The sequence below is a fragment of the Duganella hordei genome, from assembly GCF_040369125.1.
GTDB classification, from domain to species: domain Bacteria; phylum Pseudomonadota; class Gammaproteobacteria; order Burkholderiales; family Burkholderiaceae_D; genus Rugamonas; species Rugamonas hordei.
This window is the reverse complement of sequence record NZ_BPWI01000002.1, coordinates 433,682-448,263: the sequence shown is the minus strand read 5'-3', so window position 1 is coordinate 448,263 and position 14,582 is coordinate 433,682. Positions and strand designations below refer to the sequence as shown.

The window sequence follows — 14,582 nt, the reverse complement described above, 5'->3', positions numbered from 1 at the left end:
ATCGACGCGCATTGCCCCTCGTCCTGGACAATTGGGGCTAAAATCATCCCATATGAAAAAGCCCTTCACTTCCACGATCGCGCATTTCGCCGACTTGCTGATGGATGCGGTCTGCATGGTTGATGCCCAGGGCCGCTTTGTGTTTGTCAGCGCCGCCGGCGAGCGCATCTTCGGCTACACCCAGCAGGAAATGATCGGCATGGAGATGATCGACCTGGTGGCGCCGGCCGATCGGGAGCGCACGCTTGCCGCGGCGCGCTCCATCATGGACGGCCATCCCAATTCCCGCTTTGAAAACCGCTACATCCGCAAGGATGGCCAAATCGTCCACATCATGTGGTCGGCGCGCTGGTCCGAGGCCGACCAGCTGCGCGTCGCCGTGGCGCGCGACATCACGGCCAACAAGCGGACCGAGGCCATGCAAGCCGCGCTGTATGCGATCTCCGAGGCAGCCCACGCCAGCGACGACCTGCCTGCCCTGTTCCAGCGCATCCACCAGATCATCGGCGCGCTGCTGCCGGCCCCCGTGTTTGGCGTCGCGCTACGCGGTGAACACGGCCAGTCCTTGCAGTTCGCCTATCACGCCAGCGCCAGCGGCGCCGTGCCCCCGCAACCGCTGGCGCAGCTGCTGGGAGAAGAAGTGTTGCGCAGCGGCTTGCCGGTGCTGGTGACGCCGGCCACGCTGCCGTCGCTGTCGCCGGCATTGCAAGCGGCGGCCGGCCTGGCGACCGACTGCTGGATCGGTGCGCCGCTGGCCACCAGCCACGACCTGATCGGCGTGCTGCTGCTGCAAAGTGGCGGCGAACAAGGCAGGACCGGCTATACCGACCAGGACGAGGACTTGTTGATGTTCGTCTCCAATCAGGTGGCCACGGCGATCCACCGCAAGCAGCTGCATACCAGGCTGCGCCACATGGCGCAACACGACGAACTGACCCAGCTGCCCAACCGCCGCCTGTTTCACGACCGGCTGGTCATGGCCCTGGCGCGGGCGCAGCGCCACAAGGACCAGCTGTCTCTGCTGTTCATCGACCTGAACAAGTTCAAGCAGGTCAACGACTACTATGGCCACGCCTGCGGCGACCTGCTGCTGCGCGAAGTGGCGCAACGCCTGAAGCGCTGCGTGCGGGAAGCCGACACCGTGGCCCGGCTTGGCGGCGACGAATTCGTCATCATTCTGGAAGAAGTGCTGGTGTCCGGGGACGCACTGCAAATCAAGGAAAAGATCCATCAGGCGCTGGCGGCGCCGGTGCTGCTGGCCGACGGCCGCAGCCTGGCCATCACGGCGAGCATCGGCGTTGCCCACTATCCGGAGCATGGCGCCGACATGCAACAGCTGGTGCGCCATGCCGATCAGTCCATGTACAAAAACAAGTTGCAGAAGGAACAGACGGACCAGGCCATGGCCGGGTTCAACGGGCTTAAGGCTGTTTAGTCGTTCCGGGCACGGCCTCCATTTTTTGGTGACCGCGATTCGAATACCAGCGCCAGCCGGCGGATGATGCTGTTCGCCAGCGAAATAGTGCTCACGACAGCGAGGGGCACTAAAATAAATTCAACCACCGATCCCGGCTCGCCGCGCGTCGAGGCCCCGTAGATGGCGGAATACACCGCCACGTTCAGCAGGCTCAACTTCAGTACCGACCGGTTCAGCGCCAGGCGCCGTGCCTTTCGAATCGCGCCAGCCTCGGCCCCTGCCGGGATATCTTGCTGTACCAGGTGCATGGGCTCGTCACTCTCCGGTCAACTGTCTGAATATCAGCACCAGATCGGTCTTGGTGACGTAGCCGGCAAGCCTCCCATCGGCCGTCAGCACCGGCAGGCGTTCGCCGGGATGGCTGGCAAAGGTCTCCAGCACTTGCCACAACGGCGCCGTCTCGCGCACCCGGGGATAGTCCGCGCGCAACAAGTGCGGCGGCCAAGGCAGCGCGGCGTCGGGCGTGCTGCCCAGCATCGGCGCGAAGTCATGCAGGGACACCGCGCCGGTGAATTTTTCCGACTCGTCAAGCACATACACATGCTGCCACCGGCGCCGCAGGAAAACCTGCTCCAGTTGCGCCAGCGTTTGTCCGGTGCGGATGACCGGCGGATCGTCGCGCAGCAGATCGGACGCCATGGTCAGCACCGGCGCATGCAGCGCCTGGCTGTTGGCCGAGGCGTAGATCGAGCGCTCGCGCAGCAGGCGCGACACGGAATATCCCAGCACGCAGGCAGCCATCAGCGGCACCACCATGCTGTAGCTTTCCGTCATTTCAAACAGCATCAGGATGGACATCAACGGCGCGTGCGTGCAGGCGGCCAGAAAGGCCCCCATGCCGACCACGACTGCGGAGGGTATAGGAATCGCGCCGGGCCAGAGCGCCTCGGCGGCCATGCCGAACAAGGCGCCGATGACCGCTCCGGCAAACAGGGTCGGGGTGAAGATCCCGCCGACCGCGCCCGAGCCGGCCGTGGCCGCGACGGCCAGCAGCTTGAGCAGGAGTATCGTCAGCAGGGCTTGCCACATCCACGGTCCCTGCAGCACTGCGCTCACCACGCTGTAGCCATTGCCCCAGACGCCGGGATGCAGCACCGACAGCGCGCCGGCCAGCAGCCCGCCGGCGGCCAGCTTTTGCCACGCCGGCCCCTGCCAGCGCTCGAACAGGCGGCGGCCCAGGTCCAGCAGCGACAGATAGCACGGCGCCAGAAAGCCGGCGATCAATCCCAGCGAGGCCAGGATCAGCGTCGGCTCGCCGTGCCCCAGCCGGATCGCCGGCATATGGTAGACCGGCGCATAGTCGGTCCATGCGCCGACCACGATATTGGCCGCCACCGCGGCCACGATCAGCGGCCCCAGGCTTTCCATGGCCAGCGAGCGCAGCACGATCTCCGCCACGAACATCGCCCCGGCGATCGGCGCGTTGTAGGCCGTGGCGATGCCCGCCGCCGCGCCGCAGGCGACGTACAGGCGCCGGCGCGGCACCGGCACCTTCTGCCAGCGCCCCAGCAGCGAGCCGCACAGCGCGGCCAGCTGCACCATGGGGCCCTCGCGTCCGATGGCGCCGCCGCTGGCCACGGTGGCGGTGGCCGACAGGGCGCGCAACAGCGACGCGCGCGCGCCCAGGTCGCCGGTCCCGAGCGCCACCGCCTCCATGTAGTCGCCGCCCTTCTCCTGCTCGGGCTGGCGGCGCGCCCACGCCAGCAGCAGGCCGGCCAGCACGCCGCCGACGGCAGGCGCCAGCATGCGCTGCCACCAGCTCAGGCCGCGCGCGATGCCGACCAGGCTGCCGCTGGTGCCATAGGCGCACCGTTCGACGAACAGGATGAATTCACGAAAACCGATGGTGCTCAGGGCGCCGAGCACGCCGATCAGCGCGGACAGGGCAAGCGTGCGCTGCCACGCCAGCGGACGCAGGCGCCGCACCATGTCCAGCCGCAGCTGCGCCCAGGACATCATGCGGCGTCCCGCCGAAACAACACCTTCACCACCAGGCCGCCATGCGGCGAGTTGCGCAGCTGCAGCTGCGCGCCCAGGCGCTGGACCACGGCGGCGACGATCGACAAACCCAGTCCGCTGCCGTTTTCACTCGAACCCGGCACCCGGTAGAAGCGCGCCGTGACGCGCTCCAGTTCGGCCTCAGGAATGCCGGGGCCGGAATCGGCGACGGTCAAGATGCCTTGCGCGCCGTTTTCCGCGACGCCGATGGTGACCGCGCCATATGCCGGCGTGTAGCGCACCGCGTTGTCGAGCAGATTGCGCAGCAATATCATCAGGCTGTCCGCATCGGCCAGGATGGTGACCGTGGCCGCGTCGAGGAAACTCAGGTCGACCCGCTTGTGGGCGGCGAAGTCGGCGACCTCGGCGATGGCCGCGATCGCATACTGGTTCAAATCCATCGGGCCCGCGACGGCGCTGGCCTGTGCCATCGCGTCCTGGCGGGCCAGGCCCAGCAATTGTTCGACCATGCGGCTGCTGCGGGCGATCGCCGTGCCCAGGGCATCGAGCGAAGCCTGGCGCGCGGGCTCGGGCTGCCGCCTGCCCAGCAGCTGTATCTGCACTTGCAGGACGGTGAGCGGGGAGCGCAGTTCGTGCGCCGCGTCGGCGACGAACTGGCGCTGCGATTCAATCACCTGGCGCACTTTGATGAGCAGGCTGTTGATGGCGGCGATCAGCGGCACGATTTCGCGCGGCGCCCGCGACGCGTCGACCTGGTCCAGCGTTTGCGCGTCGCGCTGGGCTATCTGTTTTTGTATCGTGTCGAGCGGGCGCAGCGCCAGCGTCACGGTCCACCACATGGCCGCCAGCAGCAACAGCGAGGTGAGCAGAACAGGCCACAGGGTGTTGATGGCCAGGCTGACGGCCTCCGCGCGGCGCGCCGCCAATTTCTGCGCGACCTGGACCACGCCGCCGTCGAACCGCGCCGCGTATATACGCCACTCGCCATTTTCCAGCAGGACGTTGGTATATCCCAGCGCGGCCCGCACCGGCAGCATGCGGTGCGGCCGGCGCTGGTACACCGTCACCTGCCCGGCGCGCCACATCTGGATCACCAGATCGAATTCGAGCGGAAAGTCGCTCTCGGCATCGAGCACCACGCCATGGGTCTGGCGCAGCGACTGGGCGATTTGCTGCATCTGCGCGTCGAACAGGCGGTTGGTCTGGCTCATGGCCGCGCTGAACGACGCGGCGAACTGGATACCGCTGGCGATCACGATCAACCCGCCGAGCAGCAGCAACAGCCGGCGACGGATGCCGTTCATTTGCTCTTGACTACCATGTAGCCGAGCCCGCGCACGTTGACGATGGCGTGCTGCCCCAGTTTGCGGCGCAGGCTGTGGATATGGACTTCGACCACGTTGCTGTCGACATCGGCGACATTGCCGTACAGCCGTTCCTCCAATTTTGCCCGGGAAAAGATCATTCCGGGCCGCGCCACCAGCAGATCGACGATGGCCCACTCCTTGCCCGACAGCGTCACCGGCACGCCATCGACCGTGGCGACGCGCGAGTCGGTGTCCAGCACCAGGTTGTCGGACAGGTAGGTCAGTTGCCGGCGGCCGCGGGCGCGCCGCACCAGCGCGCGCACGCGCGCGAGCAGCTCGTCGAAATCGAATGGTTTGACCAGGTAGTCGTCGGCGCCGCAGTCGAGGCCGCGCACGCGATCGGCGACCGTGTCGCGCGCGGTCAGGATCAGCACCGGCACATCGTGACCGGCGCCGCGCAGGATCCTCAGCACCTCCAGGCCGTCCAGGCACGGCAACGCCAGGTCCAGCAGGATGGCGTCATAACAAACCTCTTGCAGTGCGGCTTCGATGCCGGCGCCATTGCGGCGCCAGCTGACCTGCATGTCCTCCGTTGCCAGGGCCTGCCTGATGCTATCGCCGATTAACGCATCATCTTCAATCAGCAGAAGATTCATGGCCGGCAGTCCTCCAGATGTAGATTCCAGCCACGCCAGCAACGCGGCCAAGACTATGGTTTCCGCCCCGCGACATCCGCGGCGTGCCGGACGGCGGCACCATAGTTTAGCCGATCAGGGGTAGACGATGCCGGCGCGGCGATTTTGCGACCATGCCGCCTCGTCGTGACCTGCCGCCAGGGGTTTTTCCTTGCCGTAGCTGATCGCTTCGATCTGCGCTTCCTTGGCGCCCTGCACCACCAGCGCCTTCTTCAGCGCCTCGGCGCGCTTCTGGCCCAGCGCCAGGTTGTACTCGGCGCCGCCGCGTTCATCGGTATTGCCTTCGACTCGAATCTTGATCGACGGCGCACTGCCCAGGAACTTGCCGTGAGCGGCCAGCGCCGTATTGTAGACCGGCTTGACCGTGTAGCTGTCGAAGTCGAAATACACCGTGCGCTCTTTGTAGAGTATGTTCGTCGGATCTTTATACGGTGGCAGTTGCGCGGCGGGCAGCGCGGCGGTGGCGACCGGTTTGGACGGCGCGGCCAGAGGCGCCTGGGCAGACGGCGCCACCGAAGCGGGTGGCGCGGACGGGGCGGCGCATGCACCCAGCAACAATGCGGCGGAGACGCAGGCAAGAGTATTTTTCATGGCTTTTCTTTATTGGAAGTGTAATGTCCATTCGGCCCGGCTGAACGCGCGGACGATATGCTGAAACGCCTTATTATCTCGTTGCCGGCTTAATTTCAACTTAATTTTTTACCACTTATTTTAAATAGCGCCTTGACGCCGGCTTGTCACGGCTTTGTCATAATCGCCTCCTACAATTCGCGGCGGATTAACTCCTTTCAACCGAGGCCACGATATGAAAATGAATTCTTCGATAAAAACCTTAGCCGCCATTCTCGGCGCAGCAATCACCTTTTCATCGGCCGTCGCTGCGGACATGACCGGCGCCGGCTCCACCTTCGTCTATCCAATCGCCGCAAAATGGGCGGAAGCCTATAAAAAGAATACCGGCAACGGACTCAATTACCAGTCCATCGGTTCCGGCGCCGGAATTAAACAAATTAAAGCCAAGACCGTCGACTTCGGCGCTTCCGATATGCCGTTGAGCACTGAAGAACTGGATAAGGAAGGATTAATTCAATTCCCGGTCATCATGGGCGGCGTGGTTGCCGTTATTAATCTGGAAGGCTTTTCGCCAGGTCAATTGAAATTGAATGGCCCGGTATTGGCCGATATTTACCTGGGCAAGATCACCAAATGGAATGACGCGCAGATTCTGGCGCTCAATCCGGGCGCAAAACTGCCGGCGGAAGATATTACCGTTGTGCACCGCGCGGATGGCTCCGGCACCTCCTTCCTGTTCACGGATTATCTGTCCAAGGTGAACGCGGAATTCAAAAGCACAGTGGGCGCCGGGACTGCCGTCAAATGGCCGGTCGGCGTGGGCGGCAAGGGCAACGAAGGCGTGGCGGCAAACGTGCAGCGCCTGAAAGGATCGGTAGGCTACGTCGAATTCGCCTATGCCAAGAAAAACAAGATGGCCTATACGCAGCTGAAAAACAAGGATGGCCAGTTTGTCCAGCCAACCGACGACAGCTTCAAGTCCGCCGCGGCGGGCGCCGGCTGGGCCAGGACCCCGGGCTTCGGCGTGGTTGTCACCGACCAGCCCGGCAAGGCAAGCTGGCCCATCACCGGCGCCACCTTCGTCCTGATGCACAAGACCCAAGCCGACGCGGCCAAAGGCAAGGAAGTGCTGCAGTTCCTCGATTGGGCCTACAAAAACGGCGGAGCGATGGCGTCCGAGCTGGACTACATCCCGATGCCGCCGGCCGTGGTCGCGCTGATCGAGGGTGCATGGAAGGCCCAGATCAAGGACGCCTCGTCCAAGGCGCTCTGGCAATAAAAGAAAGGATGGCCGGGCGACGCCCGGCCAGCGTGTAGATGCCCATGCCGGCCAGCATCGCGGCGAAAAACACCAGCGGTTTTGCCCCCCCGCCGGCCAGCGAGGCCAGCGCGGGCCCGGGGCAAAAGCCCGCCAGGCCCCAGCCGGCGCCAAACGCCAGGCCGCCCAGTACCAGACGCCTGTCGATCAGTGTCGCCGTCGGCAAGCGCATCGCCTCGCCCAGCAGCGAGCGGGTGCGGCGCGCCGCAAAGCGGAACGCCACCAGGCCGACCAGGATGGCGCCGCCCATGACGAAGCCCAGCGACGGATCCCAGCGCCCCGCCAGATCGAGAAAGCCGAGCACCTTGGACGGATTGGTCATGCCCGATACGATCAGCCCCACGCCGAACAGCAGGCCCGCTATCAGTGCCAGTACGGTTTGCATGACGAACTCCCTAAGCGAGCACGTGGCGCACCACGAACACGGTGACAAATCCGGCGATCATGAACGATAGCGTGGCCGCCAGCGAACGCGGCGACAGTCGCGACAGGCCGCACACGCCGTGTCCGCTGGTGCAGCCCGAGCCATAACGCGTGCCCACGCCGACCAGCAGGCCGGCGACGATCAAGGTGGGGAAATCGGCTTCGATCCGCACCGCCGGCAACGCCGCCACCAGTCCGTATGCGAGCGGTGCCGCGATCAGGCCTGCCAGGAACGCGATCCGCCACGAAATGTCGCCGCGTGGCCAATCCAGCAGCCCGCCGAGGATGCCGCTGATGCCGGCGATGTGCCCGTTAAACAAGACAAACGCCGCAGCCGCCAGGCCGATCAGCACCCCGCCCGCCAGCGAGGCCCATGGTGTGAAATGAGTCCAATCAATCAGCACTGCTGTTCCCTCCGCTGTGTTGGATTATTTTTTTGCCGGACAGGTGCGGATGCCGAACGGCAGGTACGCCGGGCAAAATCCCAGGATGCCGGTCGCCAGCGGGATGGCGCCCAGCCAGCCCCAGGCGCCGATCAGCCCCGACAGCGTTGCCGCGATCAGGCCCAGCCCCGCCGATATGCGAATGGCACGGTCGATGTTTCCTACGTTGGCGTTCATGGTCTTCCTCCTCAATGGACAAGCTGCAATCATGCAGGGACTACGCAGTTTCCATGCCAGCTGAATGAAAGACGAGAAATCCAAAAAAACAAGGACTTATGACAAAGAAGGCAGGCAGCGCCGCCCTCGCTGGCAGCGTGCCGCACTGCCACGCTGCCAGCTTGGCAGTATCAGGATGGCAGCGCGCGGCCGAGGGTTAGGCCAGTCCCTGTTCTTTGAGACGACGGTACAAGGTGCGCTCGCTGATGCCCAGGTGGGCCGCCAGTTCCTTGCGGGTGCCGCCGAAGCCGGCAAGCGCGTCGGCCAGCGTGGCGCCGGCGCCATGCGGCGGCGCTTCCGTCGCCGCGCTCCGTCCCGCCGGCATGGCGGGCAGGTGCTCGACGCGTATCACGCCGTCGTCGGCAAACAGGCTCGCTCTTTCCAGCACATTGCGCAGTTCGCGCACATTGCCGGGCCAGGGGTGCTGTTGCAACAACGCCAGCGCCGCATCGTCGATCGTCAGCTGGCGCTTGCCCGCGCCTGCGCGCCGCAGGAACGAATGCACCAGCAGCGCGATGTCTTCCGCCCGCCCGCGCAGCGGCGGCAGCACGATGGGAAACGCGCTGATGCGGTAGTACAGGTCCTGCCGGAACTCGCCCTGTGCCATCATCCTCTCCAGCGGCTTGTGGGTCGCTGCAACCAGGCGGAAGCTCGCATGCTGGGTTTCAACACTGCCGACGCGCCGGTAGGTGCCCGATTCAATCAGGCGCAGCAGCTTCACCTGCATGGCGAGCGGCACGTCGCCTATCTCGTCGAGAAACAGCGTGCCCCCCTGCGCCGTCTCGACCAGCCCCGGCTTGCGCGACGTGGCGCCGGTAAAGGCGCCCTTTTCATGTCCGAACAATTCGCTTTCAAACAGCGTTTCGGTCAATCCCGAGCAATCGACCACCACGAACGGACCGCCCGAGCGCTCGCTGGTCTCGTGCACGGCGCGCGCGAACAATTCCTTGCCGGTGCCGGATTCGCCCAGCAGCAGCACCGGCAGCATCGACGGCGCCACCCGCCGCAACGCCGTCAGCACTTGATTGAATGGCGCCGAGCGGCCCACCAGGCCTTCGTCGCTGGGGCGCGCCGACGCACTGCGCACCACCTCGAGCCGTTCGACATAGGCGGTGATCGCACCGTCCGCGTCGAAAATGGGGCGCAACTCGACGGCCACATGCTCGGGGCCGCGCGGCGTATGGTGGATATGCAGGATGCGGTCCGGTCCGCGCAGCTCCTGCGCCTTCTTCATCGGGCAATGCTCGCCCGCCTGGTCGCAGGGCACGTCGTAGTGATGTGAAATCCGATAGCACTTGTGACCGATAAACGGCTGCTCGCTGCTGCCGAACTGCCGCCGGTAAGCGGTGTTCGCCGCCAGGATGCTGTAATCCGGATCAAGCACGATCATCGGGTGGACTTCGTGTTCAAGAAACGAGATCAATGACTGCACCGTCGGAGGGGGCGCAGATCGCTCATGGGCAGGCTGGGTGGGCATGATGGCTCCTGGTCAAGGCGCCATACTGTCGCAGGACTGCCACTGCGTCAAGTGGCACTGCCATTGACAGTCCGGATGTCGGCATCAATCCGAATCACGGCGCCACAAAAGGAAGGAAACGGAATAGAATCAACGAGTTACCTCCATCCGGCGCGCGCAGGGCGACTGGCACATGTCTTGCGTTACTGGATAAAGTTCAGCAACGAGGAGAACGACAGATCATGACCATCACGCCGCTTCATGTCGAGGGTTTTTTCGACCCCGCCACCAGCACCGTCAGCTACCTGGTGCTGGATCCTGCCAGCCGCCGTTGCGCCTTGATAGACAGCGTGCTCGACTACGACGCCAAAGCGGGCCGCACCAGCACCGCGTCGGCCGACCGTTTGATCGCCCGGGTCGCGGCACTGGACGCCAGCGTCGAATGGATACTGGAGACCCATGTCCACGCCGATCACATGACCGCCGCGCCCTACCTGAAGGACAAGCTCGGCGGCAAAACAGGCATCGGCCGGCAGATCACCATCGTCCAGCAGGTGTTCGGCACGCTGTTCAACACCGGCGCCGAGATGGCGCGCGACGGCAGCCAGTTCGACCACCTGTTTGCCGACGACGAGCAGTTCTCCATCGGCGCGCTGCAATGCCGGGCGCTGCATACGCCGGGCCACACGCCGGCCTGCATGACCTATGTCGTCAGCAACGGCAGCCAGCGCGCGGCCTTTGTCGGCGACACCTTGTTCATGCCCGACTACGGCACCGCACGCTGCGACTTTCCCGGCGGCGATGCACGCACCCTCTTCCACTCCATCAACAAGGTGCTCAGCCTGCCCGAGGACACCGTGCTGTACATGTGCCACGACTATCAGCCGGAGGGCCGCGAGCTGCGTTATGTCAGCACGGTGGCCGAGGAGCGCGCCAGCAATGTCCACTTGCGCAACGGCATCAGCGAAGAGGAGTTTGTTGCCATGCGCACCAGGCGCGACGCCTCGCTGGAAATGCCCACGCTGATACTGCCGTCGGTCCAGGTCAACATGCGCGCCGGGCATTTTCCGGAGCCTGAAGCGAACGGTAGGCGCTACCTGAAAATTCCGCTCAACGCGGTCTGATGCGCGCGGCACAGATCGCAGGAGACATCTATGGAAATGTATCAACTCGCCTTGGCCTATGGCGCTCACCGTATCTGCTGCGGGCAATGACCATCTTGCTGCTCGGTTTCACGGTAGGCATTATCCTCGCGCTCACCGGCGCCGGCGGAGGCATACTTGCTGTGCCCCTGCTTGTCTTCGGCGCCGGACTGAGCATGGCGCAAGCCGGACCCGTGGGATTGCTGGCCGTGGGCATGGCGGCGACCCTGGGCGCGGCAATGGGTCTGAAGAGCGGCACCGTGCGCTACAAGGCCGCCATGCTCATCGCCGGCTCGGGCATCCTTTGTTCCCCGTTCGGTTTATGGCTGGCGCAGCGCAGCCCCAACCGCCCGCTGACGATGGTGTTTTCACTGGTCCTGCTCTACGTCGCGTTCCGCGTCTATCGGCGCTCGGCCTCCGCCGGCGCCATGGCCGATGGCCCGATGCCGCCCTGTCGGATGGACGCCCAGCGCGGCAAGTTAAATTGGACCGCGCCATGCGCCAGAGCGCTGGCCCTTTCAGGTATTGTGGCGGGAGCCTTGTCAGGTTTGCTGGGCGTTGGCGGCGGTTTCGTGATGGTGCCCGCGCTCCAGCGCTATACTGACATGACGGCGCAGGCGGTGGTTGCGACCTCGCTCGCGGTGATCGCCCTGGTGTCCATTTCTGGCGTTGCCGCCAGTGCCGCCACCGGACACCTGCAATGGGCGATTGCCGCGCCGTTTTCGGGTGGCGCCCTGGCGGGCATGATCAGCGGCCGCCTGCTGGCATCGAAGCTGCCGGGCCAACATCTGCAAAAGGCATTTGCGGCGGTGTCGGCGCTGGTGGCGGTGGCGCTCTTCGTCAAGGCAGCACTTTAGTATCATGACATTCCGGGAAAACAAGATGACCAGACCTACCGACCTCGCCGGCTCGCCGGCCCCATGGAAATATCACCGGCCCGCGATCTGGCTGCACTGGCTCTGCGCCCTGTTGATTATCGGTTTGTTGTGCCTGGGCTGGTACATGATGGCGATCGAGGATGATCCCGGCAGCGGCTGGTACTTCGATCAGCACAAATCATTCGGCCTGCTGCTGTTCGCTCTGGTGCTGATACGTGTTGTCTGGCGATCCACGCACAAGCCGCAGCCTTTGCCGGCCACCGTCCCCGCGTGGCAAAAGACTTTGGCTGGCCTGACGCAGTGGCTGCTCTACGGCTGCATGCTGGCGATGCCCATCATTGGATTCGTCGGCGCGTCGTACACCAAGCGCGGCGTGGCGCTGTTCGGCGTCAGGTTCCCGGCCTGGCTGACACCCGATCATGACGTCGCCGAACAATTCTTCGCCTTGCATTCAATCCTGGCGTTTGTCCTGACGGCCCTGATCGTCCTGCATGTGGCCGCCGGCCTCAAGCACCTGTGGATGGATAAGGACCGCGTCTTTCACAGAATGTGGTTCTGAGCGGCAGCGGATACTTTCAAAAGAAGGCGTGGCAGGAGGCTATAATCGCCCCTCCTATGATCCGTTACCCGAGCTGGATGACTGAATGAAGCTGACCCTGGTGGTTTTTGACGACGTGCAGGCCCTGGATGTGGCCGGCCCGCTGGACGTCTTCGCCGAGGCGAACCTGCTGCTGCCGAAAAAAGACCATTACGTGGTCACGCTGGTCGGCGAGCGTCCGGGCAGCGTCAGGTGTTCAAGCGGATTGGAATTCAAGGTCCACTGCGCGTATCCGGATTTTCACGCCGAGAGCGACCTGCTGCTGGTGGCCGGCGGCCCGAGACTGCCGGAATACCGCCCCGCCCCAGCCTTCCTGAACTGGCTGAACCAGCGCGCGCAAGGCGCCAGCAGGTTCGGCGCCGTGTGCAACGGCGTGTTCCTGCTGGCGCACGCCGGGCTGCTGGCGGGCCGCGAGATCACCACCCATTGGGATCACGCGGAGCGGCTGTCAAAGCAGTTCCCCGATTCGACCGTCCGGCCCGACAAGATATTCGTCCGCGACGGCAATCTGTTCACTTGCGGCGGCGTCACCGCCGGCATCGACCTGTGCCTGTCGCTGGTGGCCGAGGACTGGGGCCACGAGCTCGCCGTCAAGGTGGCCAAGCGACTGATCGTCTACATCCGCCGCGACGGCGGCCAGTCGCAGTACAGCCCTTACCTGGCGGTCGGCCCCGACGAAAACTCGCTGGTCGCCAAGGTCCTGAAGTATGTCACCGACCACATCAGCGATGCGCTGACCATCGAGGACATCGCCGACGCCGTGGGCGTCAGCCGGCGCACGTTCTCGCGCGCGTTCGCCAAGCATGCCCATGTGACGCCGTCGGTGTTTGTCGAGCAGCTGCGCATCGACTTCGCCCGCAAGCTGCTGGAGGAAACCGATGTGCCACTGAAGACGGTGGCGTTCCGCTGCGGCTTTCACACCGCGACGCAGATGCGGATGATTTTCTCGCGCCAGCTGAGCACCACGCCCAAGCAGTACCGGGAACGCCACCGCGCCAACGATGCCGCGCCCACACTAGGCTGACAGCAGGTGCCCCCTGGCCAGCGCATGCAACGTGCGCAAGGCCAGGATGATGATGACCACCGTCAGCAAGGCCAGCAACAGCATGGCGATCAATGCCAGCCCCCTGCCGCCGACGGCGCCGGAGTACACCAGGGCGGCGTTGGACAGCGCGGCCATCGGGAAGCCTATCCCCCACCACGACGGCGAAAACGGCGCTGGCTTGGTGAGCAAGCGATAAAAGACAATCGAGAACAGGAACAGGCCGAAGTAGAACAGCAGCGCCGCGAACATGTCCACTTTGTGCACCAGATGGACATACGCCAGGAAGCCGACCGAAAACGGCGCCACCAGGATCATCTTGGAGGGACGCATGCCGGCGGCCATCGGCTCGTGGTGCACCAGCCTGGAGAAAATCAGGATGAAGAAAACCAGCGCGCTCACGCTGCCGATGCCGGCCGCCAGCAAATTGACTTCATGTGTCCATTCCGCCGTCAGCGCGCCGCCCGTCACCACGATATCGAGGCTGCCGACGCCGGCGATCAGCCAGGCCGGCATCACGCTCTTGGGATCGGCGTTGCCATTGAGCAGACGCGAAATCATGATCACGCTCAGCGCCAGCACGACCATCGTTCCGATGCTCCACACCAGCAGCTGGGCAAAATCGCTGTAGCTGCTGAGCACACTCGACAGCAACAGGATGCTGATGCCGATGGTGCCGAAGAAGCTGCCGACGACCGGATGCGCAAACTCCTTCCGGACGACATCGGGATGCTTGAACAGCTTGCGCAGATACGATCCGGCCAGCACGATGAACACCGCCACCGCCACAAGGCCGATCGCGTTCGACACGGCGACATCGGTGCCATAGGCTTTGCTGGCAAGGCGCCAGGCCAGTGCGAGGCCGGCCAGGCTCATCACCGAGCCGAACAGGCTAACGGGTAAATATTGAACAGACAGCGGTGTGCGCGGCGCAATAGCGCGGCTTGATTGGGCAGATTCCATGACGGCTCCAGTGGGTTATGCAAACTAGTGCGTTGCATTCTGCCGGAGCAATGGCGGTCTGTGAGCGGGTCGGCGCCTGCCTGACCCAAAAG

16 protein-coding genes are annotated in these 14,582 nt (G+C 64.5%); 6 read left to right on the top strand and 10 right to left on the bottom strand.

Annotation, left to right across the window (positions count from 1 at the left end; all coding sequences use genetic code 11):
• Positions 1-52: 52 nt before the first annotated feature.
• The gene (locus ABWW33_RS06270; RefSeq protein ID WP_353400098.1) at positions 53-1,435 is read left to right on the top strand and encodes a sensor domain-containing protein; all 1,383 of its coding nucleotides are present in this window, start codon (positions 53-55) and stop codon (positions 1,433-1,435) included.
• Here the strand turns inward: ABWW33_RS06270 and ABWW33_RS06265 are convergent.
• The 5 genes from ABWW33_RS06265 to pal all read right to left on the bottom strand — a co-directional run bounded on the left by ABWW33_RS06265 (position 1,432) and on the right by pal (position 6,029).
• Positions 1,432-1,725 carry a hypothetical protein gene (locus ABWW33_RS06265; RefSeq protein ID WP_353400095.1) on the bottom strand — a complete coding sequence of 98 codons (294 nt, stop codon included), beginning with the start codon at positions 1,723-1,725 and terminating at the stop codon, positions 1,432-1,434. The genes ABWW33_RS06270 and ABWW33_RS06265 overlap by 4 nt on opposite strands.
• Positions 1,726-1,732: 7 nt before the next feature.
• Positions 1,733-3,436, bottom strand: coding sequence for a ClcB-like voltage-gated chloride channel protein (locus ABWW33_RS06260; protein WP_353400092.1), 1,704 nt, complete (start codon positions 3,434-3,436; stop codon positions 1,733-1,735).
• The gene (locus ABWW33_RS06255; RefSeq protein WP_353400089.1) at positions 3,433-4,740 is read right to left on the bottom strand and encodes an ATP-binding protein; all 1,308 of its coding nucleotides are present in this window, start codon (positions 4,738-4,740) and stop codon (positions 3,433-3,435) included. Before ABWW33_RS06255 ends, ABWW33_RS06260 begins: the two co-directional genes overlap by 4 nt.
• Entirely contained in the window at positions 4,737-5,399 is a 663-nt protein-coding gene (locus ABWW33_RS06250) for a response regulator (RefSeq protein WP_353400087.1), read from the bottom strand. The genes ABWW33_RS06255 and ABWW33_RS06250 overlap by 4 nt, the downstream gene beginning before the upstream one ends.
• Before the next feature lie 114 nt (positions 5,400-5,513).
• Complete coding sequence (pal, locus tag ABWW33_RS06245) at positions 5,514-6,029, bottom strand: peptidoglycan-associated lipoprotein Pal (protein ID WP_353400084.1); 516 nt, start codon at positions 6,027-6,029, stop codon at positions 5,514-5,516.
• 220 nt (positions 6,030-6,249) lie between these two features.
• Here pal and pstS point away from each other — a divergent pair, with 220 nt between their 5' ends.
• On the top strand, positions 6,250-7,290 hold the full coding sequence (pstS, locus tag ABWW33_RS06240; RefSeq protein WP_444550983.1) for a phosphate ABC transporter substrate-binding protein PstS: 1,041 nt from the start codon (positions 6,250-6,252) through the stop codon (positions 7,288-7,290).
• Here the strand turns inward: pstS and ABWW33_RS06235 are convergent.
• The 4 genes from ABWW33_RS06235 to ABWW33_RS06220 all read right to left on the bottom strand — a co-directional run bounded on the left by ABWW33_RS06235 (position 7,256) and on the right by ABWW33_RS06220 (position 9,888).
• Positions 7,256-7,714, bottom strand: coding sequence for a YeeE/YedE family protein (locus ABWW33_RS06235; RefSeq protein WP_353400079.1), 459 nt, complete (start codon positions 7,712-7,714; stop codon positions 7,256-7,258). The two genes, pstS and ABWW33_RS06235, sit on opposite strands and share 35 nt — an antisense overlap.
• Before the next feature lie 10 nt (positions 7,715-7,724).
• A complete protein-coding gene (locus tag ABWW33_RS06230; protein WP_353400076.1) occupies positions 7,725-8,156 on the bottom strand; it encodes a YeeE/YedE family protein in 432 nt (143 codons plus the stop codon).
• A 24-nt stretch (positions 8,157-8,180) separates the two neighbouring features.
• On the bottom strand, positions 8,181-8,372 hold the full coding sequence (locus tag ABWW33_RS06225; protein WP_353400073.1) for a YgaP family membrane protein: 192 nt from the start codon (positions 8,370-8,372) through the stop codon (positions 8,181-8,183).
• A gap of 196 nt (positions 8,373-8,568) precedes the next feature.
• Positions 8,569-9,888, bottom strand: coding sequence for a sigma-54 interaction domain-containing protein (locus ABWW33_RS06220; RefSeq protein WP_353400070.1), 1,320 nt, complete (start codon positions 9,886-9,888; stop codon positions 8,569-8,571).
• Between the two features lie 221 nt (positions 9,889-10,109).
• On the opposite strand from ABWW33_RS06220, the gene ABWW33_RS06215 reads away from it, so the two are divergent.
• The 4 genes from ABWW33_RS06215 (at position 10,110) to ABWW33_RS06200 (ending at position 13,509) form a co-directional block, all read left to right on the top strand.
• Complete coding sequence (locus ABWW33_RS06215) at positions 10,110-10,991, top strand: MBL fold metallo-hydrolase (RefSeq protein WP_353400067.1); 882 nt, start codon at positions 10,110-10,112, stop codon at positions 10,989-10,991.
• 86 nt (positions 10,992-11,077) lie between these two features.
• Positions 11,078-11,866, top strand: coding sequence for a sulfite exporter TauE/SafE family protein (locus tag ABWW33_RS06210; protein WP_353400065.1), 789 nt, complete (start codon positions 11,078-11,080; stop codon positions 11,864-11,866).
• A gap of 25 nt (positions 11,867-11,891) precedes the next feature.
• A complete protein-coding gene (locus tag ABWW33_RS06205) occupies positions 11,892-12,446 on the top strand; it encodes a cytochrome b (protein ID WP_353400062.1) in 555 nt (184 codons plus the stop codon).
• Between the two features lie 85 nt (positions 12,447-12,531).
• Entirely contained in the window at positions 12,532-13,509 is a 978-nt protein-coding gene (locus tag ABWW33_RS06200) for a GlxA family transcriptional regulator (protein ID WP_353400059.1), read from the top strand.
• Here the strand turns inward: ABWW33_RS06200 and ABWW33_RS06195 are convergent.
• Entirely contained in the window at positions 13,501-14,490 is a 990-nt protein-coding gene (locus tag ABWW33_RS06195) for an SLAC1 anion channel family protein (protein ID WP_353400056.1), read from the bottom strand. The genes ABWW33_RS06200 and ABWW33_RS06195 overlap by 9 nt on opposite strands.
• Positions 14,491-14,582: the final 92 nt, after the last annotated feature.

Excerpts from the sequence above, each read along its gene's own strand:
- ABWW33_RS06225 (WP_353400073.1), bottom strand. The coding sequence starts at position 8,372 with ATGAACGCCAACGTAGGAAACATCGACCGTGCCATTCGCATATCGGCG.
- ABWW33_RS06260 (WP_353400092.1), bottom strand. The coding sequence starts at position 3,436 with ATGATGTCCTGGGCGCAGCTGCGGCTGGACATGGTGCGGCGCCTGCGT.
- ABWW33_RS06210 (WP_353400065.1), top strand. The coding sequence starts at position 11,078 with ATGACCATCTTGCTGCTCGGTTTCACGGTAGGCATTATCCTCGCGCTC.
- ABWW33_RS06250 (WP_353400087.1), bottom strand. The coding sequence starts at position 5,399 with ATGAATCTTCTGCTGATTGAAGATGATGCGTTAATCGGCGATAGCATC.
- pstS (WP_444550983.1), top strand. The coding sequence starts at position 6,250 with ATGAATTCTTCGATAAAAACCTTAGCCGCCATTCTCGGCGCAGCAATC.
- ABWW33_RS06235 (WP_353400079.1), bottom strand. The coding sequence starts at position 7,714 with ATGCAAACCGTACTGGCACTGATAGCGGGCCTGCTGTTCGGCGTGGGG.
- ABWW33_RS06255 (WP_353400089.1), bottom strand. The coding sequence starts at position 4,740 with ATGAACGGCATCCGTCGCCGGCTGTTGCTGCTGCTCGGCGGGTTGATC.
- ABWW33_RS06195 (WP_353400056.1), bottom strand. The coding sequence starts at position 14,490 with ATGGAATCTGCCCAATCAAGCCGCGCTATTGCGCCGCGCACACCGCTG.
- ABWW33_RS06215 (WP_353400067.1), top strand. The coding sequence starts at position 10,110 with ATGACCATCACGCCGCTTCATGTCGAGGGTTTTTTCGACCCCGCCACC.
- ABWW33_RS06220 (WP_353400070.1), bottom strand. The coding sequence starts at position 9,888 with ATGCCCACCCAGCCTGCCCATGAGCGATCTGCGCCCCCTCCGACGGTG.
- pal (WP_353400084.1), bottom strand. The coding sequence starts at position 6,029 with ATGAAAAATACTCTTGCCTGCGTCTCCGCCGCATTGTTGCTGGGTGCA.
- ABWW33_RS06205 (WP_353400062.1), top strand. The coding sequence starts at position 11,892 with ATGACCAGACCTACCGACCTCGCCGGCTCGCCGGCCCCATGGAAATAT.
- ABWW33_RS06200 (WP_353400059.1), top strand. The coding sequence starts at position 12,532 with ATGAAGCTGACCCTGGTGGTTTTTGACGACGTGCAGGCCCTGGATGTG.
- ABWW33_RS06265 (WP_353400095.1), bottom strand. The coding sequence starts at position 1,725 with ATGCACCTGGTACAGCAAGATATCCCGGCAGGGGCCGAGGCTGGCGCG.
- ABWW33_RS06270 (WP_353400098.1), top strand. The coding sequence starts at position 53 with ATGAAAAAGCCCTTCACTTCCACGATCGCGCATTTCGCCGACTTGCTG.